Source organism: Pseudomonas viridiflava (assembly GCF_001642795.1).
Classification (GTDB): domain Bacteria; phylum Pseudomonadota; class Gammaproteobacteria; order Pseudomonadales; family Pseudomonadaceae; genus Aquipseudomonas; species Aquipseudomonas viridiflava.
In genome coordinates this window covers 44,074-63,102 of sequence record NZ_LKEH01000034.1, presented here as the reverse complement: position 1 = coordinate 63,102, position 19,029 = coordinate 44,074, and the positions used below count along the sequence as shown (strand labels likewise).

16 protein-coding genes are annotated in these 19,029 nt (G+C 60.0%); 10 read left to right on the top strand and 6 right to left on the bottom strand.

Annotation, left to right across the window (positions count from 1 at the left end; genetic code table 11):
- Positions 1 to 277 precede the first annotated feature (277 nt).
- Positions 278 to 1,042, top strand: a complete 765-nt coding sequence (locus tag AO065_RS19415) for a helix-turn-helix transcriptional regulator (protein ID WP_004888320.1) — start codon at positions 278 to 280, stop codon at positions 1,040 to 1,042.
- Positions 1,043 to 1,605: 563 nt separating this feature from the next.
- Here the strand turns inward: AO065_RS19415 and AO065_RS19410 are convergent.
- From AO065_RS19410 to rpiB, 3 genes are all read right to left on the bottom strand, one after another.
- Positions 1,606 to 3,972: a membrane-bound PQQ-dependent dehydrogenase, glucose/quinate/shikimate family gene (locus AO065_RS19410; RefSeq protein ID WP_032651899.1), complete on the bottom strand. Its 2,367-nt coding sequence runs from the start codon at positions 3,970 to 3,972 to the stop codon at positions 1,606 to 1,608.
- 264 nt (positions 3,973 to 4,236) lie between these two features.
- Positions 4,237 to 5,217, bottom strand: coding sequence for a sugar-binding transcriptional regulator (locus AO065_RS19405; RefSeq protein WP_004885472.1), 981 nt, complete (start codon positions 5,215 to 5,217; stop codon positions 4,237 to 4,239).
- 63 nt (positions 5,218 to 5,280) lie between these two features.
- Positions 5,281 to 5,742, bottom strand: coding sequence for a ribose 5-phosphate isomerase B (gene rpiB, locus AO065_RS19400; RefSeq protein ID WP_004885473.1), 462 nt, complete (start codon positions 5,740 to 5,742; stop codon positions 5,281 to 5,283).
- A gap of 278 nt (positions 5,743 to 6,020) precedes the next feature.
- On the opposite strand from rpiB, the gene AO065_RS19395 reads away from it, so the two are divergent.
- From AO065_RS19395 to dhaL, 7 genes are all read left to right on the top strand, one after another.
- A complete protein-coding gene (locus AO065_RS19395; RefSeq protein ID WP_004885475.1) occupies positions 6,021 to 7,508 on the top strand; it encodes a sugar ABC transporter ATP-binding protein in 1,488 nt (495 codons plus the stop codon).
- A complete protein-coding gene (locus tag AO065_RS19390) occupies positions 7,505 to 8,482 on the top strand; it encodes an ABC transporter permease (protein ID WP_004885477.1) in 978 nt (325 codons plus the stop codon). Before AO065_RS19395 ends, AO065_RS19390 begins: the two co-directional genes overlap by 4 nt.
- 52 nt (positions 8,483 to 8,534) lie before the next feature.
- Positions 8,535 to 9,545, top strand: coding sequence for a substrate-binding domain-containing protein (locus tag AO065_RS19385; protein ID WP_004885479.1), 1,011 nt, complete (start codon positions 8,535 to 8,537; stop codon positions 9,543 to 9,545).
- A gap of 285 nt (positions 9,546 to 9,830) precedes the next feature.
- Complete coding sequence (locus tag AO065_RS19380; RefSeq protein WP_004885480.1) at positions 9,831 to 10,586, top strand: SDR family oxidoreductase; 756 nt, start codon at positions 9,831 to 9,833, stop codon at positions 10,584 to 10,586.
- A gap of 27 nt (positions 10,587 to 10,613) precedes the next feature.
- Complete coding sequence (locus AO065_RS19375) at positions 10,614 to 11,729, top strand: erythritol/L-threitol dehydrogenase (RefSeq protein WP_004885482.1); 1,116 nt, start codon at positions 10,614 to 10,616, stop codon at positions 11,727 to 11,729.
- Between the two features lie 40 nt (positions 11,730 to 11,769).
- Complete coding sequence (locus AO065_RS19370) at positions 11,770 to 12,771, top strand: dihydroxyacetone kinase subunit DhaK (RefSeq protein ID WP_004885484.1); 1,002 nt, start codon at positions 11,770 to 11,772, stop codon at positions 12,769 to 12,771.
- Between the two features lie 3 nt (positions 12,772 to 12,774).
- Entirely contained in the window at positions 12,775 to 13,431 is a 657-nt protein-coding gene (gene dhaL, locus AO065_RS19365) for a dihydroxyacetone kinase subunit DhaL (protein ID WP_004885485.1), read from the top strand.
- Here the strand turns inward: dhaL and AO065_RS19360 are convergent.
- From AO065_RS19360 to AO065_RS19350, 3 genes are read right to left on the bottom strand one after another with little or no spacing between them, the layout of a single operon-like run.
- Complete coding sequence (locus AO065_RS19360; RefSeq protein ID WP_004885488.1) at positions 13,428 to 14,510, bottom strand: aromatic ring-hydroxylating oxygenase subunit alpha; 1,083 nt, start codon at positions 14,508 to 14,510, stop codon at positions 13,428 to 13,430. The two genes, dhaL and AO065_RS19360, sit on opposite strands and share 4 nt — an antisense overlap.
- Positions 14,507 to 16,099: a GH3 family acyl-acid amido synthetase gene (locus AO065_RS19355; protein WP_004885490.1), complete on the bottom strand. Its 1,593-nt coding sequence runs from the start codon at positions 16,097 to 16,099 to the stop codon at positions 14,507 to 14,509. The genes AO065_RS19360 and AO065_RS19355 overlap by 4 nt, the downstream gene beginning before the upstream one ends.
- Positions 16,099 to 17,016, bottom strand: a complete 918-nt coding sequence (locus AO065_RS19350; RefSeq protein ID WP_004885491.1) for a fatty acid desaturase family protein — start codon at positions 17,014 to 17,016, stop codon at positions 16,099 to 16,101. Before AO065_RS19350 ends, AO065_RS19355 begins: the two co-directional genes overlap by 1 nt.
- Before the next feature lie 195 nt (positions 17,017 to 17,211).
- Between AO065_RS19350 and AO065_RS19345 the strand changes: the two genes are divergently transcribed.
- A complete protein-coding gene (locus AO065_RS19345; protein WP_004885493.1) occupies positions 17,212 to 18,102 on the top strand; it encodes a metal-dependent hydrolase in 891 nt (296 codons plus the stop codon).
- The gene (locus tag AO065_RS19340; protein WP_004885494.1) at positions 18,102 to 19,022 is read left to right on the top strand and encodes a lipase family protein; all 921 of its coding nucleotides are present in this window, start codon (positions 18,102 to 18,104) and stop codon (positions 19,020 to 19,022) included. Before AO065_RS19345 ends, AO065_RS19340 begins: the two co-directional genes overlap by 1 nt.
- Positions 19,023 to 19,029 lie beyond the last annotated feature (7 nt).

The window sequence follows — 19,029 nt, the reverse complement described above, 5'->3', positions numbered from 1 at the left end:
GTATGTCCCGCTAAACCCGGACGCTGGCTTATAGCCATTACCCGATCACCCAGCCTAGACGCTTCGGCCTCTGCGTAGGATGATGCCGCCTCCACCTAGTCCTGAGCCTGCCCTGCGTGCGAAATGGGGCGGTACGCCTGTCCCTGTTTTCTGCTACAGACGCCGGATGGATCCTTCGGTTGAATACGCCGAATCATCCGCTGTATCTGCCGTCACCCTGCCGGAGGTCCGTCGCAGGGCGGCGCTTAGGCACGGACAGTGTCAAGGAGGCTAAAAGATGAAATCGATACGCTCGCCGAATGCCAGCCACGACCCGCGTTTTTATCAAGAGCTCGGGCAACTGGTTTCGAGCACCGGCAGCTCCACATTTGCCGGGCAAATGCTGCAATTGGTCGACACGCTGGTCTCGGTTCAGGGCATCGTGCTGTGCGAATGGGCGCTTGATGCCGCTTCAAATGTCGAGCGCATCACCCGTCTGGGTGGCGCAGGCGTTCAGCACGATATCTGCGCATCCGACGTCCTCCAGCAGTCATTGCTACAGAGCATCGTGCACATGGACGCCTCTTTGCTGGTCCAGACCCGAGTGCCTGTGGGCCAGAAATCGGCACGCCGTGACATTCAGGTCTGCAGCCTGGTGTCCAGCAGCGGCGAATTGCGGCGCATCATCTGCTTTTATCGACTGGCCGGCTCCAAGGCTTTCTCGCTGACCGAGTTGTCGTTGCTCAAGAGCCTCTCCGACACACTTTTGCCGCTGGTCGAGCACCACTCACAACTGCTGGTGCAATCTGCGGCGGAGAAAATCGAATCCGAGCCGGGCTCGATCGACGAAGCGTTCAGCGGGCGTCTGGCGCAGGACGCAATCACGCTGTCGGCGCGTGAGCAGGAAGTCTGCATCGGCCTGCTGACCGGTGGTTCGGTTGCAGAGATGGCACAAAGACTGAACCTCAAGAACAGTTCGGTGGAAACCTACCTGAAACGCGCAACCGCCAAGCTTGGCGTCAGTGGCCGACACAGTTTGGCGAGATGGATGGCCGGACCGTAAGTCAGACACTTCTCACTGCGTAGGAAAAAGGGGCCATGACGCGTCAGCGCATGGCCCTTTCTGATACTGATCGTGCCCATCGCTCCGCGTGGGCATGCCTCCGGTGACGCTCCGCGTCACAAATGGCACAGACTGTGGACTCAGTGAGCCGAGCGCCCGGCTCAGGTCACCTTTGCGCCCTTACGGCGCGCTACTTTGAGGGACCAAAGTAGCCAAAGTCCTTCGCTCCGGTTCCGGCCCCGGCTTCGCCGGGGTTCCTTCGTCCACGTCGCAATCGGCGGTGTCCGCACTATCGCGCAAAAAAAGCACGGGAGTGCCGCTGTCTCACTGGATAGCCAGATGACTTGTGTATAACGATGAGCGCGGAGCGTAGGAACGATCAGCGTGATCTCAAGCACGCCGATCATGCCCATGCTTGTGCTCAGCGTCNACCTATCAGTGACTGAACGGACGCCATCGCCGGCAAGCCGCCTCCCACGGGGTATGCATTCAGTCAGTCACCTTCGTTTTGCCCCCCCGTTTTGCGCGTCTTGCGGACTTGTGTATAACGACAGGCGTGCTGCTCAGTTCAAACGAAACGCGATCACGCTGTCACCCAGCGTCGTGCCCAGAGAACCGTGGCCGCCTGCGGAGATGATCACGTACTGCTTGCCATCGCTTCCGGTGTAGGTAGAAGGCGTCGCCTGCCCACCTGCAGGCAGTTCGTATTGCCAGAGCACCTCGCCGGTGTTCACGTCGTAGGCGCGGATGAAATTGTCAGCCGTTGCTCCGTGAAAAACCAGACCGCCTGCCGTGACCAACGGACCGCCATGGGCCACCATTCCCATCGGGAACCCAACTGGAAAGCGGTCTTCCATGAAAGTGGTCTTTAGGTTCTTGGTAGTCCCGACCCGGCGTTTCCATTCGGTCTTGCTGGTGTTCAGGTCCACACCGACCATGCTGCCCCAAGGCGGCGCGGTGCAAGGAATGCCCAGGCCTGACGCCAGTCGCGAGATGCGGATGGCGTAGTCGCCGTTGAAGTTTTCGTTCCAGTACGGCTTGCCATCCTTGGTGAACAGGCGCTTTTCCTGATCCTGCTCGGGACGCTTTATCAGGTTATAGATGTAGGCCAGACGCACGGGCGTCGCTACCAGAATCTGCCGGTCGGGATCTACCGCCACAGAGCCCCAGTTGAATACCCCGATGTTTCCGGGATAAATCAGCGAACCGGACTCGGTGGCCGGCGTCCAGGGATTGCCATCGTAGCGCAGCGTGTTGAAGGTGGTGCGGCAGGCCATCTGATCGAACGGCGTGACGCCCCACATCGACTTCTCGGTCAGCGGCGGCGGAATGAAATTGAGTCTTGAAACCGGCTGGGTCGGCGCAAACCGTTCACCCTGCACGCCACCTGCTGCCTGCACCCTGGCCTGATCGACAGGCGTGATCGGCTCACCGGTCAGACGATTGAGTACAAAGATGTTACCCACCTTGGTCGGCAACAGCAGCGCGGGCTGTTTGCTGCCCTCCTTGCCCAGATCAAGCAACGAAGGCTGCGACGGGTTATCGCGATCCCACAGGTCGTTGTGGGAGGTCTGGAACTTCCATTTGAACGCACCGGTTTTCAGATCCAGCGCCACCAGTGCGTCACGGAATTTCTCGGTATTGCTGTTCGGGTCGCGACGCGTGCCGGTTTCATCGGGCGACGCATTGCCAAACGGCACGTACACCAGACCGTTTTTCAGGTCGGCACTCAACGTCGCCCACGCCACCGGGGTGTCCTGTGGATAGTTCTGCTCTGCGGAAACAGGCGCGGTATTTTGTGGATTTTCGGGATCGAAGTTCCAGACCAGCTTGCCGGTCATGACGTTGTAGGCGCGAATCACGCCAGACGGGTTGCCCTGGTCATAACCGTTATCCATCACCGAGCCACCGAGCACGATGAGATCCCCGGCTACCAGCGGCGCGGCGGTCTGCATCAGGGCGTGCGGGCGGACCTTGCCCATGTTGTCGTGCAGATCGACTACACCATTGCTGCCAAAATCGCTGCAGAGCTTGCCGGTGTCGGCATCGAGCGCAACCAGCCTGGCGTCCGCTGTGGCCATGATTATGCGTTTTGCGCACTGCGCTGCCGGTGCATTCTGAGCCGTCGGCGCTGCGTAGTAACTCACGCCACGACAGGTCTGGTGCTGCTGGAGGTAGGAACGGGTTTTCTCCGGGGTGTATTTCCAGTCCGGCTTGCCGTTTTCCGGGTTGATGGCGTGTACTTCGTTATGAGGGGTGCACACATACACGCGGTTGTTGACCTTCAACGGTGTGGCTTCGAAGGTGTATTCGCCAGCATCCTTGTCCGCGTCACGCAGATCACCGGTGTGGTACTCCCACGCCACCGCCAGTTTGTTGATGGTCTGCGGATTAATCTGATCCAGACTCGAGAAACGCTGACCGCTTGGGGTGCCGCCATAGGCCACCCATTCATTGCCTGCGACCTCGGTACTGCGTGATGCGGTCGAGGTGCCGATCTGGCCCTTCACTGCGTAGGGGTCATAGAACATGAGCGCAATCACGATCAGCGCCATGACGGCGACAGTGCCGCCCAGAAAAGGGTCAAAGCCGCGATTGCTGCCGGCAGCCTGGTTGCGCAATAACGGGCGCACTATCCAAGGCATTGCCAGCCAGAAACCGATCAGCGCGAACAGGTCGCCGCGTGGAATCCACTGCCATTTATCAAAGCCGACTTCGTAGACGATCCACAGCAGAATCCCCCACATCAGCAGCGCATACAGCGTCAACGCCGATTTTTTCTTCAGAAACACCAGTACTGCGGTGGCCAGCACGCCCAGGGCAATCACCGAATAAGCCGGCGAGCCGCCCACCGCTACCAGTTGTGCTCCCATATAAAGCAGCGCAATGCTCAGTATCGCCATCACGATACCTGTCGCTCTTAAAATCATCGTCCCTGTCCTTTCTTGTTATGTGATGAAACCGTGTGTTGAGCGCGTGTTTTTCAAGCGGCGGCTGAAGCCATCGCCGACAAGCTGCCCCCCCCCACGGTCCCGTGCTTGATGAACGACAGTGCTATGTAGAAGACGTTGTGGGGCGTTCCACAAGACTGCATCCAGCTAGCCAAAGCGTTGTCTGACGACATACCTGTTTGGCACTGAAACGCAGTAAAGCGGTTTATGAAAGTGTTGGCAAGGCAACAAACTGTCAGGTCGTCATACTTTGCGCGTGGCGTCGTCCAGCGCAAGGATGGTGTGTGCGTTGGTCACTGTGGTCGCGAGGGTGTTGATCACTCCGGAACGCAAGGCGCCCAACGTCGCCGCCGCCTTGGTGTTTTCGCTGGCGATGGCCACCACATCCGGAATACGAAAAAGCTCCTGCACCGTCAGCCCGATCACCCTGCCCTGAATGGCATTGACCGCGGGCTGGCCGTGGATGTCGATGAAGTCGTAGCCCATCATGTCGCCCACCGTGCCGGACAGCCGGGCCTGGGCGATTTCCTGTGGCGAGAACCAGCCCATGCGCACCATGTTGCTGTTCTCACTCATGTCGCCGATGCCGATCAAGGCAATGTCGGCACGTCGCGCACGGTCCAGGGTAGAACGCACGGTGTCGTTATTGATCAGCACGCCGCGCAATTCAGGATTGGCGACCAGCGCCGGGGCGTACAGGCTTTCGCTTTCGCCGCCGAAACGCAGCGCCAGCCGCCGACAGATGTGATCGGGGTTCATGTACTCGCCTGCCTTGAGCGAGCCGCCGATGGCACAGACAAAGGTACAGTTGCGGGTCACGGGCAGGAACACATTGTCCGCCACCGCACCCACATTGCGGCCCATGCCGACGGCGACGATCATGCCGTCACTCAGGGTCTTGTTCAGGTAGTTGGCAACCAGACTCGCGACTGCAGAACGCTGGGTGTCGGGGTCGCTGTGATCGACTGCAATCAGGGCGCGATCCAGCTGAAAACGCTCGACCAGCGCCTGCTCGAGTTCGTTGTTCATTGCCGGGTGCTGCAGAACACGCACTTCGACAATGCCTTCGTCACGCGCGCGTTTGAGCAATCGACTGACTTTTGCACGGGACAGGTCAAAACGTTTGGCGATGGCTTCCTGAGTGACGTTCTCGAGGTAATAAAGCATCGCGACCTCGGTCATCAGATCGATGTCGCTGGCCATGCGCTGGTTACTGTCACTCATGTGGACGGGCTTCCGTTTCGACGTCAAAGGCGCATTCTCCCTACTCCCTGCCCTCTGCGTCCACTACTGATGCCCGTCGCGTTCGATGGCGCTGATGCGGTCGACCTTCGCACCCGAGCGTGCCGCCTCGAACTCCGACTCCAGAAACGACTTGACGATGCTTTTCGCCAGCTCCACACCGATCACCCGCGCACCGATGGACAGGATCTGCGCATCGTTGCTTTTGCGCGCCCGTTCTGCCGAATAAGTGTCATGGGCCTGCGCTGCACGAATGCCCAACACCTTGTTGGCCGAGATCGCCATGCCGATTCCCGTCCCGCACACCAGTATGCCCAGCCGCTGCTGCCCGGCATTGATGGCCGTTGCCACGGCAAGGGCAATGTCCGGATACAGCACCGGCGCTGTCGAGTGGGTGCCGAAGTCGGTTACCGGATGCCCCAGCGTTTCGATGTGCCGCTTCAACAACTCTTTGAGTTCATAACCCGCTTCATCGCACCCGATGGCCACCGGGAAAAGTGTGTTCATGGCGTTTGGCTCCACTGCCGGGGTCACATATCACTGACCAAATGTTCAATCGGTGAAATTCCGATCACTTATTTCTCAGATATTACCGGGATACTGTCAAGCAAGTTTTCGACGCAGATTCAAACGATCGCTTAAAAACCAGCTTTAACCGCGATTTAAAAGCCTTTCGAAATTTATCGAGGAAAGAGATTGACTGCACAGAATTTCATTTGATACACATATGCTCACTGAGCCACACCAGTGCACCTAATAAGAATTCACAGCACGAGGACACGCCGATGGCTATGCCATTACTGCTCCAGGCTGAACATGTCGCCAAGGCCTACGCCGGCATCCCTGCCCTGCGTGACGGTCGACTCTCATTGCGCGCAGGCAGTGTTCACGCCCTGTGCGGCGGCAACGGCGCAGGCAAATCGACCTTTCTCAGTATTCTGATGGGCATCACCCAGCGTGACGCGGGGACCATTCTGCTCAACGGCAATCCGGTGCAATTCAATCGCCCAGGCGATGCGCTGGCTGCCGGAATCGCGATGATCACCCAGGAACTCGAACCCATCCCGTACATGACCGTCGCCGAAAACATCTGGCTGGGCCGCGAGCCGCGTCGTGCGGGCTGCATTGTCGATACCCGCGAGCTCAACAGGCGCACCCGCGAGCTGCTTGAGAGCCTGGAATTCGAGGTCGAGGCCACCAGCCCCATGCATCGCCTCAGCGTGGCGCAGATTCAACTGGTAGAAATCGCCAAGGCCTTCAGTCACGACTGCGAAGTCATGATCATGGACGAGCCCACCTCAGCCATCGGCGAGCGCGAAGCGCAGACGCTGTTCAAAGCCATTCGCCGCCTGACCGCGCGAGGCGCCGGTATTGTCTATGTCTCACACCGCCTCAGTGAGCTGGCGCAGATCGCCGATGACTACACCATCTTCCGCGATGGGGCTTTTGTCGAAACCGGCCGCATGGCGGACATTGATCGCGCCCATCTGGTGCGCGGCATCGTCGGTCAGGAGCTGACACGCATCGACCACAAAGTCGGTCGCGAATGCGCTGCCGAATGCTGCCTGAACGTTGACAGCCTGAGTCGCAACGGCGAGTTCCACGACATCAGCCTTCAACTGCGTCAGGGCGAGATTCTCGGCATCTACGGCCTGATGGGCTCGGGACGCAGCGAATTTCTCAACTGTATATACGGACTGACCACGCCGGACTCAGGCACCGTTACCCTGCAGGGCAAGCCCATGCCGGTCGGCCTGCCCAAGGCAACGATACGCGCAGGCATGTCGCTGGTGACCGAAGACCGCAAGGACAGCGGCCTGGTGCTGACCAGCAGCATTCTCTCCAACATTGCCCTTTCGGCGTACAAGCGTCTGTCGACCTGGTCGCTGATCGACACACGCAAGGAAACCCGTCTGGCCGAAGACATGGTCAGGCGCCTGCAGATCAAGACCACTTCACTGGACCTGCCCGTCGCCTCCATGAGTGGCGGCAATCAGCAAAAAGTGGTGCTCGCCAAGTGCCTGTCCACCGAGCCCGTCTGCCTGCTGTGCGATGAGCCGACCCGGGGCATCGACGAAGGCGCCAAGCAGGAGATCTACCACCTGCTGGACCAGTTCGTGCGCGCCGGTGGCGCTGCCATCGTGGTGTCTTCGGAAGCGCCGGAACTGTTGCGCCTGAGTGACCGAATCGCCGTATTCAAGGCCGGAAAGCTGGTAACCATCAGCAGCGACACCGACCTTTCCCAGGAAGCCCTGTTGAGTCTTGCCTCATGAATGCCAAAACCGTCATCGCCCCCGCTAACGCTGCACCCCGAAGCCGCCTGCGTCTGTCCCTGGACCGTTTCGGCCTGCCGCTGGTGTTCATCGTGCTGTGTATCGTGATGGCGTTCTCCAGCGAATACTTTATGACCTGGCGCAACTGGATGGACATCCTGCGCCAGACCTCCATCAACGGCATTCTCGCGGTCGGCATGACCTACGTGATCCTGACCAAGGGCATCGACCTGTCGGTCGGCTCGATTCTGGCCTTCGCCGGGCTGTGCAGCGCGCTGGTTGCGACCCAGGGCTATGGATTGCTGGCGGCAGTGAGTGCCGGGATGTTCGCTGGGGCAATGCTCGGGGTGGTCAACGGCTTCATGGTCGCCAACCTGTCGATTCCGCCTTTTGTCGCGACCCTCGGCATGCTCAGCATCGCCCGCGGCATGACCTTCATTCTCAACGACGGCAGCCCGGTGACTGACCTGCCTGATGCCTATCTGGCGCTGGGCACCGGGCGAATCGGTCCGATTGGCGTGCCGATCATCATCTTCGCAGTGGTGGCGCTGATTTTCTGGATGGTGCTGCGTTACACCACCTATGGCCGCTACGTGTACGCCGTGGGTGGCAACGAGAAAAGCGCCCGCACCTCAGGCATCGGCGTGCGCAAGGTGATGTTCTCGGTGTACGTGGTTTCCGGATTACTGGCGGGTCTGGCCGGTGTGGTGCTGTCCGCCCGAACTACGTCCGCCCTGCCCCAGGCCGGCATGTCGTATGAGCTGGATGCCATCGCAGCGGTGGTCATCGGCGGCACCAGCCTGTCGGGCGGCACGGGCAGCATCGTCGGCACCCTGTTCGGCGCGTTGTTGATCGGCGTGATCAACAACGGCCTGAACCTGCTCGGCGTGTCCTCCTATTACCAGCAGGTCGCCAAGGGCCTGATCATCGTGTTCGCAGTACTGATCGACGTGTGGCGCAAGAAAAAACGCTAATCGCTTTTCCTCTGAATGAACGACTGACTACAACAATAACGGAGTTCTCATCATGAAATTCGGCACATCCCTGGCCGCTGTCGCGGCGCTCACCCTGCTTGCCAGCAGCATTTCCCTGGCAGCTGACGGCAAGACCTACAAGATCGGCGCAGCCGTTTACGGGCTCAAAGGCCAGTTCATGCAGAACTGGGTACGAGAGCTCAAGCAGCACCCGGCGGTCAAGGATGGCACCGTGCAAATCACCGTGTTCGACGGCAACTACGACGCGCTGACCCAGAACAACCAGATCGAAACCATGATCACACAGCACTACGACGCGATCATCTTCGTGCCCATCGACACCAAGGCCGGCGTCGGCACCGTGGCCCGCGCCATGGAAAACGATATTCCGGTCATCGCGTCCAACACCCGTGTGGCAGGGACCAAAGTGCCCTACGTCGGCAACGATGATGTCGAGGGCGGACGCCTGCAGGCTCAGGCCATGGTCGACAAGATCAAAGGCAAGGGCAACGTGGTGATCATTCAGGGGCCGATTGGTCAGTCGGCCCAGATCGACCGTGAAAAGGGTGAGATGGAAGTCCTGAAGAAACACCCTGATATCAAGATCATTGAAATGAAAACCGCCAACTGGTCGCGTGCCGAAGCGCTGGCCCTGACTGAAGATTGGCTCAATGCGCACCCTAATGGCGGCATTTCCGGGATCATCGCCCAGAACGACGACATGGCGCTCGGCGCCTTGCAAGCCGTCAAATCACGCGGCCTGACCCCTGCTGAAGTGCCCGTCACCTCCATCGACGGCATGCCGGACGCCATTCAGGCTGCCAAGAAAAACGAAGTGACCACCTTCCTGCAGGATGCCCAGGCCCAATCCCAGGGCGCGCTGGACGTCGCCCTTCGCGCCCTCGCCGGCAAGGATTACAAGCCGCAGTCCGTGATCTGGGAGCGTTACGCCAAAGACGTGAAATGGGGTGATGGCACCGACAAGAACTACATCCTGCCATGGGTGCCGGTGACCGACGCCAACGCCGATGCGCTGTATCAACAGGTGAGTGGCGGCAAGTAACCCTCTGCTGATCGTTCCGATGCGCTGCGTTCGGCGTCATACATAAGTCCTGAAGAGGCACAGAAGGTAGCCAAAACCAGAATGCCTGATTGGATGCACAACCTGTGGGAGGCGGCTTGCCGGCGATGGCGTCAGATCAGTCTCTGATGTGCAGCATCAAAAAGCATCGCCGGCAAGCCGCCTCCCACAGTCCGTTGGTTGCGGCAAGATTTGTGTATAGCGATGAGTAGTCAGCGTGGGAACGAGCATAGGCAGACAAAACCCTCAACAACAGGAGTCATGTTCATGTCTGGATTCTGGAATCAGGCCTTCGACCTTACCGGCAAATGCGCCGTCATCACGGGCGGCGCGGCCGGGATCGGTCTGGCCTGTGCCAGCCTGCTGGTCGAGCGCGGTGCGCGGGTTGCGTTGCTTGATCGTGACCCCGCAGTGGTTGAAGTCGCCGCACGCCTGGGCGACGGCCATCTTGGTATCGCCGTGGACCTGCGTCAGCTCGATCAGGTGCAACGCAGCGTCGACCACTCCTTTGACCACTTCAAGCGCCTGGATTACTTGATCAACAGTGCGGGCGTCGCCCTGCTGGACAAGGCCGTCGATGTCAGCGAAGACGCCTGGGACACCACGCTGGATATCAACCTCAAGGCCAGTTTCTTCGTCGCTCAGGCCTGCGCACGGCACATGCTCGCGCAAGGCGGCGGGCGCATTGTCAATCTGGCGTCACAGGCGGCAGTGATCGGCCTGGATCGCCACGTCGCCTACTGCGCCAGCAAGGCTGCGGTGGTCGGCATGACTAAAGTGCTGGCCATGGAGTGGGCGCCGCACATCAACGTCAATGCCATCTCCCCCACCATCGTCGAAACCGCGCTGGGCAAGAAAGCCTGGGCGGGCGAGCTGGGTGAAAAGGCCAGATTGCAGATCCCGGCGGGACGCTTCGCCCAGCCGGAAGAAATTGCCGGGCTGGCGCTTTACCTGCTCAGCGACGTCGCCGCCATGATCACCGGAGAGAACGTGGTGATCGACGGCGGCTACAGCATTCAGTAACCCCCTTTTCTGTCGCGAGGTTTCGTCATGTCCACCGCTACCGAACGCACCGCCGAACAACTCTCTCCCGTGATTCCCGCCACCATGCAGGCCGTGGTCTGTCATGGCCCGGAAGACTACCGGCTTGAAACGGTCGACGTCCCGACGCCCGGCCCTGATGAGATCCTGACCAAGGTCGAGCTGTGCGGAATCTGCATGGGCGACATCAAGACCTATCGCGGCGCGCCCTCATTCTGGGGCGATGCCGAGCAGCCGCGCTACGTCAAACCGCCTATGATTCCCGGCCACGAGTTCGTTTGCCGCGTGGTCGCCCTCGGCCCGGGTGCCGAAAAACGCGGGGTGAAGATTGGCGACCGGGTGATTTCCGAGCAGATCGTACCGTGCTGGGGCTGCCGCTTCTGCAACCACGGGCAGTACTGGATGTGCCAGAAGCACGACTTGTATGGTTTTCAGAACAATGTTCAGGGCGCGATGGCCCAATACATGATCTTCACCAAGGAAGGCATCATCCACAAAGTGCCCGACTCCATCGCGCCGGACGAGGCGATTCTGATCGAGCCGCTGGCGTGCTCACTGCACGCAGCAGAACGCGCCAATGTCGATTTCGACGACGTGGTGGTGGTTGCCGGGGCCGGCACGCTGGGCCTGGGCATCATCGGCGCGGTGCGCATGCGTAACCCGAAAAAGCTCATCGTGCTGGACATGAAACCCGAACGCGCCGCCCTCGCCCTGCGCATGGGTGCGGATGAAGTCTGGAACCCGGCCGAGGTCGATGTATTGGCAAAGATCCGCGACATCACCGAAGGCTACGGCTGCGACATCTATATAGAAGCCACCGGACACCACAAGGCGGTCAACCAGGGCCTGGCAATGCTGCGCAAGCTGGGTCGTTTCGTTGAATTCAGTGTGTTCAACGACGAGGCCACGGTAGATTGGTCGATCATCGGCGATCGCAAGGAACTGGACGTGCTGGGCTCACATCTGGGCCCCTATATGTACCCACGCGCCATCGATTTCATTGGCAATCGCAAGATCGACATGCGAGACGTGGTCACCCACAAATTCCCCCTCGCCGATTTCAAGGAAGCCTTCGCCGTGATGGAACGCGGCGATAAGTCGCTGAAAGTGGTGCTGGAACCGTAACACGCACGCTCCTTATAAAAAGAACACAGGAAACCGCGTTATGAATCGAGTCATCAACGATCCGGACCAAGTGGTCGAGGACATGCTGCGCGGCATTCTGGTTGCGCATCCCGAGCTATCGCAAGGCGACAGCAACCCCCGAGTCATCAGCAAAACCACGCCCTCACCCCACGGCCGGGTCGGCATCGTCACCGGTGGCGGTTCGGGTCACGAGCCCGCGTTTCTCGGCTATGTCGGCCCCGGCCTGGTCGATGCCGTGGCAGTCGGCGAGATATTCTCTTCACCTACCGCCAAAAGTTTCTTCGATGCCTTCCGCGCAGCGGATCGTGGTGCTGGCGTGGCCTGCCTGTACGGCAACTACGCCGGTGACAACATGAACGTAAAGCTGGCGATGAAAATGGCCGCCAGCAAGGACTTGCAGATTCGCACCGTGGTCGCCAATGACGACGTGGCCTCGGCACCCAAAGCCGACATTGCCAAACGTCGCGGCGTGGCCGGTGAGATCTTCATGTGGAAGACCGGCGGCGCTGCCGCAGCGCTGGGCTACGACCTGGACGGCGTGATCCGTGTCGCTCAGAAAGCCGTCGATCAGTGCCGCTCCATCGGCATCGGCCTGACGCCTTGCACCATCGCGGCAGTCGGCAAGCCCAACTTCCAGATCCCGGACGGCCAGATGGAACTGGGTATCGGCCACCACGGCGAACCCGGCATTGAGGTCATCCCCATCGAGTCCGCCGCCGCCATGGCTGAACGCATGCTGGCGCCGATTCTCGCTGACCGGGATTTCCATCAGGACGACAGCGTCGTGGTGCTGGTGTCGGGACTCGGCGCCACGCCGGTCATGGAGCTGTACATTTTCTATGCCGAAGTCGAACACCAGCTCAAGGCGTGCGGCCTGAATATTCATCGCTGCTACGTCGGCAACTACTTCACGTCCCTGGAAATGATGGGTGTGACCCTGACCCTGCTGGGCCTGGACGCCGAGCTGAAAACCCTGATCGACCACCCTTGCCGTTCCATCGGCATGACCCAGGCGGAGTGAACCATGAGCCAGCATTTTTCCTCTCGTGACGGCAGCGCCATCGTCACCGATCTGGTCACCGTGATCGTGGCCAACCGTGAATACCTCAGTGAAGTCGATGGTGCCATCGGTGATGGTGACCACGGCATCAACATGGCCAAGGGTTTTGCCCACTGCGGTCGCAGCATCGAGGGCCGACAACTGACCCTTGCCGAGGCGCTCGATGAACTTACGCTAAGCCTGATGGAAGGCATCGGCGGCTCCATGGGTCCGTTGTACGGCAGCCTGTTCATTGGGATGGCCGATGAAGTACGCGGCAGTGAGCAGATCGACGCAGCAACTTTCGCCCATTTGTTGCGCGGCGGGCTCACGTCCCTGCAGGACATCACCGAAGCGGGCGTGGGCGACAAGTGCCTGATGGACACCTTGATTCCAGCCGTCGAAGCCTTCGAACAGGCCCACGCCTCGGGCGCTTCGTTCAACGATGCGCTGGAAGCCATGAAACGCGCAGCCTCGCAGGGGCGCGACTCGACCAGGGACCTGATGGCCAAAATCGGCCGCGCCAGCCGTCTGGGCGAACGCTCTATCGGCGTACTGGATGCCGGCGCGGTGTCGTGTTGCCTGATCCTGACCCGGCTGGCGGATTCGGTGCAGCCACGGCTGGTCGGCGCCCTGCCCTAGAGTTCAAAACTGATTCGCTGCTCGCGGCGCTGGGCTGGCGGCAAGGCTTCGCCACGCCTCACCGCTGCCAGCATCTGCTCGACACCCATATGAATTGCATCGGCCGGAACATTGCAGGGTTTGAAGTTCGCTACATTATCCAGACCTTCCCGATGGGCACGGATGATCTTCACGTCCTGCTGGATAACGAGGTGCGTATAAAGGTGGATGAGCGGACGCATCAACCGTAGCATCCAGCGCAGCACTGGAAAGCGGTACGCGATATAGGTGTAGACCCTGGACTGACGTTCGTTTACCGGAGTGATCTGGCTAACGATCAGAAATCCCGAGCGCTGCCCCCACAGGTAGTCGCAAAACGTCACGTTGGGCGCCAGAAACCGATCAGTGTGAACAAGTGGTTCGGCATCCGGATTGGTCAGCCAGTGCAGGATGCCGATCTTGTCGGCTTCGTCGTGGTAGGACACTTCGATGCTGTGGGCCTTGCAGGCCAGCGTCGCCTCCATCGCTCTGCCGCTGCTTGACCTGAAAATACCCTCGTGAACAAACACTGTGTGGGGTACGTCCAGAAAGTTCTGTACCAGGCTGCCGACGTCTGCTTCGAAGGTATTGAGCATGAAGTAAGACTGCCACGGCTGCTCACCGTAAGCAGGCAACCTGAATATCGATTTGGCATGGGCCTCGCCCGTGCCGGTGTAGACCCAGACCAGACCGTCCTGCTCGCACACCGCAAAGTGCCGTTGCCGATAGTGGTAGCCCGGCGATCGCGGCGAGGCCTTATCGGCGTCGACGCTCGGAATATGGACCACGTGACCCTGCGCGTCGTAACGCCAGCCGTGGTAAGGGCATTCAAGGCAGTCGTCAGCGACCTTGCCTGCCGACAATCGCGTGCCTCGGTGTACACACTGATCGAGGAGCGCAACGACGTGCCCGCTTTTCTGCCGGAACAACACGATATTAAGGCCCAGGATCGTGGCGCGATGCGGCTTGCTCTTCAATTCCCTTGCGGTGCAGGCCACGTACCAGTGTTCGAGCGTCGCGTCATGAGGCGTTGGATTTTCGCGGTTCACGGGGGCAGTCACAGATCTTTTTCCGTCATGGCAAGGAGGGCTCGGGCAGTTTCCAGCCGACTGATCAGCCGGCCGGGCTTTACATCGCCAGCGCGAATCCCGCCGATTTCAGAAGCCCGTTGTAACAATCCTGCAAGCCGTTGCGCGCCCCCGCTGACGACGCGAACGCAGACCGGCCCCAACTGCCCCAGCTTTCGTGCCTGTGCGTAGTGAAAAGACGCTTGCAGCGCACGGTCGATTGCTTCCGCAAGACCGTTGACCTCGCCCGTGGCAGAGCTTGCCAGCAGGACGGTGTAGCTCGCTGGCGAGGCCTGTGCGTCGGCCACCAGGCAAGCGTCGTCGGCTGTGTCGAGGCAACCCTGCAAAACACGCTCGACGAATGGCTCATCCAGTTTCTCTCCCACCAGATCACAGGTGTTGGCGGCGCGGCCTATAAACTCCACGCGGGGTGTGCGTCCGGTGTGACCCACGACGCGAACCCTGTCGCCGAGGGCATAGCGATACAGCCCGCTCCCGGTGGTCAAAAGTACTTGGACAGTCTCACCCATACGCAGCGAGTGGGCACCACGCGACGAGCCGTTTTCGTCGAGAAATTCGAGGTGGTGACTGCCGATTGCCAGTGGACAACCCGGCCCGGCGCCCACCGGTATGCTGAGCACGCCTTCGGTGGCGAGCAAGCCTTTGGGCAGCCACCGGGCCTGAGGAAAATGCGACGCCAATCGCGTTGCGTACCCGTGGCTAGGCCCATCCATCCAGCAACTGACTGCTGCCAATCGTGGCCACAGGCGGGTACACAACCCGGTTGCTCTGGCATGGCGTAGCGCCTGTTGACGCTCGGCGGGTAACTGAGTCTCCACCCAGTCAAACACATGGCGGTTATCGGCCGAGTCGATGTCAAACAGCGGTTGCAACAGGCTGGTGAGAAAGGTCGGGCTCCAGACGCTGATAAAGCTCAGGTCTTCAGCGGCCACCAGCGCCAACAGTGTTTGCCTGCGCCAGCGCGTTGCGTCCTCAACCAGGTCGGGCATCAACAACGTACCCGCCAATGAAGCAATCGCACTGCCCTCCAGGTAGGCCAAGTCACTGGTCGAACCGATGGCGATGCCATTTTCGGCTATCGCCTGCGTCTGCATGGGCGGCGACATTGACCAATACCCGCTGCCGTCGCCTATTTCGGGAATCTGGCGGTGCATATCGGCAAGCCATACGGTCAGCGCACCCTGCAACTCGCCAAGGAACGAGCGTGTGTAGGGAATGTGTTTCGGAACAGCGCTGCTGCCGCTCGTGCGCTCGAAAAACAAGGGCGCCTCGCGGGTCAGTATCGGCCCCGACTCACGTTGGGCCCTCTGTATCCAAGGCGCAAGCTGCGTGTAGGTCTGCATTGCAACCTGTTCGCGGAACCGGGTCGAATCGGTTATGGAGGCGAATTCATGAGCGCGCCCGAACGCGCTGTCGCGGTTGGCGGCGAGCAAACGCTGAAGTATCCGCTCCTGAGTGAGCTCAGGCTCCTCGAACATTGCGTGCCAGTGATCGAGGGTGGACTGTGCGCCGTCAGAGAACGAGCGCCACAGCGCATGTTTTGATTGATCGACAGGTCGCATCAGAAATAGGTCTTGTCGAGCGACGACACATCTTCAGGCATACGCTGCGGCGGACTGAACACCTGTAACCAGCCGTACCACAGAGGCCGCGTTTCCTTCAGATTGGAGGCGGCATGCATGTGCTGCCAGTGCATGGAGGGATGCCGGTGGTGCGTCAGGTTGTAATTGAAATTCAGGAAGGCCCAGCGCACCACACGCGGCGCGCGCAAATTATAGGCCCCCTCGACAACATCGATCGGTGTGCGCATGTGATAGACCCATTGCAGCGATGACCATGAAAAACCGAACGCAATGTAGGCAATCAGCACGACGTGCCACGTCCAACCCAGCACCAGGGCGGCCAGCAGCCAGGCGCTCACGCTGGCGACGACTTCGAGGCGAATGCGCCGAAAATCCTGGACGGAAAAGTCCTTGAACGCGGCCGCATAGGTATTGACCTCACCCCGTTGCGCCCATCGATCAGCGAAACGTGCGGGCAGCAACGGGAGTAACAGGCTGCCAATAAACGCCGCCAGCCATATTCCGCCGAGCACGGCGAAGTAATATTCAAGCCGCTTTCGCAGCAGGGATTCGTCGGGCATCGCGAAATCAGCCAGTTCTGCGCGAGTGCGATTACGCGTGTGGTGCCCCAGGTGGTTGACGTGGATCAGCGTGGCAGAAGCGCCAAACAAGGTCGAGGCCCACCACATGATCAAATAGTTGGTCGTTTTCCTGCTGTGCGCCAGACCATGAAAGGCCTCGTGCATCATGGAAAAGACGCCCTGCATGATCAGGCAGAACGGAATCAGCACCAGCCATTTCCAGGCACCTGAATGAGCGTGGGACAGCCAGGTCAGCGTTGTGGCCCATAGCAGGGTTTGTGCGCCCACAACGCTCAGGTTAGCGATGTCGAACCGTTGTGATGGCGAAGTATCCATGATCAAGCACACCCTGTCCCTGTGACAAACCACGGAGTATACCGGTGCGCCAACAATGTATCGAACCCTCTGAGGGTCCGGCGCCATTCGGGGCCTGCAGCTGTGCATGCCGACTCTATGGGTACGGTACTGTCGCATCGACACCGCCAAACGCGGTAGCCTGTGCGCCTTGATGATTAAGGTAATCTGCGCAACATGTCGATTTTCAAACGCCTGCTGTCCAAACGCTCGGCGGCGCAGATAAACGCCGTGGAAATCCCCCATAGGTCCGTCCGCTTCATGCTTGACGAGAGCATCCCTCGCCACTGGCATCATCGTCGTCCACACATCACCCGCTTTTTTGACGGCCTGTCGCTGATGTTTCCGGTTGGCGAAAGGGTTTTCATTGAAAGCGTCATGCACTATCGCCCTCTTATTCAACGAAACCCCACACTACTCAAAGCGGTTGACGGTTTCGTCTATCAAGAGGCCACGCATATTCGTGAACATCGGGCTTACAACCTGTGGCTGAAGGCTCAGGGCGCACCCGTCGAGCAGCTTGAAAGCCTGTTGCAGCGGCGCATCGAGAGAAACGATTGGCTGCCTGCACCGATAAGACTGGCCCTGACGGCGTGCCTGGAGCATCTGACCTCGATCATCTCCGATCAGGTATTGCGTAACCCCGGCGTGCTGGCGGGTGCGGATCCGGTCATGGCCAGACTCTGGCGTTGGCATGCCATTGAAGAGACTGAGCACAAGGCGGTGGCGTTCGACGTCATGTGCGTGGTCGAAACCAACCGGTTGCGAGGTTATCTGCGGCGCTGTGCATTGATGTTCATCGTGGCAGCCAGCTTCCTGTTCGACCTGACGCATTTCACCTACATACTGGTGCGAAGTGATCGGCAACATCACAATTGGCGGGAGTGGTTGCGATTGCAGTGGTGGCTGTTCGTGAATCCCGGCCTGCTGACGCGCATCGTGCCGGCAGCGCTGCTCTGGTTCGTGCCAGGCTTTCATCCGGACCGACTGGACAGCCGCGACGTGCTTGAGGATGCCCGTCGGGCCTTTGACGAGTCTTTCGTGCCCGCTGCGCAGGCAGAGCACTGATGGCGCGACCGACCTGGACACCCGAAGGCTTCGATGACTGGCAATCGTTCTTTCCGGCAACCGGGTTTGTGCGTCCGCCAGCGCCTCTGGACTTGACTGACCGTTTTATCAGTTGCTGGCATCAGCCTGAGGCTCGACTCCCGAAATCCACGTTGATTGTGCTGATCGCGGGCCTCTATTCGGAGTTCATGCCTCGCTGCTTCCATGGCGTTCCTCGGGCGTTGAAATCGTCAGGCCATGAAGTGTTGCGTGTGCCCGTGCGCTCATCCAGAGGTGTCATGGCGCAGGGCTCGCATATCAGCAAAGTGCTCGCGACTCATCTGAGGCAGGGTCAGCGCTTTGTGGTGCTGGCCCACAGCAAGGGGGGCCTCGATGCGCTCGCCGCGCTGGCACAGTCTAATGAACTCCAGAAAGCCTGTGACGGCATCGCACTGGTCCAGCCGCCTGCTGGCGCTTCAACGCTGGTGGATGAATTGCTGGACCGTACACCCGGCATCGGCCGAACGGGCCTCCCTGCCCCATACTACCGGTTTGACCGGCTGCGCCGTACGCTGGTCAATACGCGCTGGCTGGCAGGCGCGACACGGGACATCAGCAGTCGCCGCGACCCGAAAATAACCCAGCTGCTCGATGAGTTGCCCGGCAATCTGAACGCCGTGCATGTGGTCAGTTGGTCTGCGTCAGGGCATTCATTTCTCGACACCCATCACACGCGGCTCGACAGATTGCGCCCTCGACACGCCCACGACGGTCAGTTCTATATCGAACGATTGTGCCTGCCCAACGTGCCGCAGATCTGCCTGCCCCATCTGGATCATGGCCAGCCAGTGCTCGGGGGCGGAGGTTTCGATCAGGTCCGTTTCTGGATGACGCTGCTGGATGTTCTTCAGCCGTCCAGCCGGAATCCGCAGGCCAATTAGACTTGAC

Coding starts and splice junctions, on each gene's coding strand:
- AO065_RS19415 (WP_004888320.1), top strand. CDS start 278: ATGAAATCGATACGCTCGCCGAATGCCAGCCACGACCCGCGTTTTTAT.
- AO065_RS19410 (WP_032651899.1), bottom strand. CDS start 3,972: ATGATTTTAAGAGCGACAGGTATCGTGATGGCGATACTGAGCATTGCG.
- AO065_RS19405 (WP_004885472.1), bottom strand. CDS start 5,217: ATGAGTGACAGTAACCAGCGCATGGCCAGCGACATCGATCTGATGACC.
- rpiB (WP_004885473.1), bottom strand. CDS start 5,742: ATGAACACACTTTTCCCGGTGGCCATCGGGTGCGATGAAGCGGGTTAT.
- AO065_RS19395 (WP_004885475.1), top strand. CDS start 6,021: ATGGCTATGCCATTACTGCTCCAGGCTGAACATGTCGCCAAGGCCTAC.
- AO065_RS19390 (WP_004885477.1), top strand. CDS start 7,505: ATGAATGCCAAAACCGTCATCGCCCCCGCTAACGCTGCACCCCGAAGC.
- AO065_RS19385 (WP_004885479.1), top strand. CDS start 8,535: ATGAAATTCGGCACATCCCTGGCCGCTGTCGCGGCGCTCACCCTGCTT.
- AO065_RS19380 (WP_004885480.1), top strand. CDS start 9,831: ATGTCTGGATTCTGGAATCAGGCCTTCGACCTTACCGGCAAATGCGCC.
- AO065_RS19375 (WP_004885482.1), top strand. CDS start 10,614: ATGTCCACCGCTACCGAACGCACCGCCGAACAACTCTCTCCCGTGATT.
- AO065_RS19370 (WP_004885484.1), top strand. CDS start 11,770: ATGAATCGAGTCATCAACGATCCGGACCAAGTGGTCGAGGACATGCTG.
- dhaL (WP_004885485.1), top strand. CDS start 12,775: ATGAGCCAGCATTTTTCCTCTCGTGACGGCAGCGCCATCGTCACCGAT.
- AO065_RS19355 (WP_004885490.1), bottom strand. CDS start 16,099: ATGCGACCTGTCGATCAATCAAAACATGCGCTGTGGCGCTCGTTCTCT.
- AO065_RS19350 (WP_004885491.1), bottom strand. CDS start 17,016: ATGGATACTTCGCCATCACAACGGTTCGACATCGCTAACCTGAGCGTT.
- AO065_RS19345 (WP_004885493.1), top strand. CDS start 17,212: ATGTCGATTTTCAAACGCCTGCTGTCCAAACGCTCGGCGGCGCAGATA.
- AO065_RS19340 (WP_004885494.1), top strand. CDS start 18,102: ATGGCGCGACCGACCTGGACACCCGAAGGCTTCGATGACTGGCAATCG.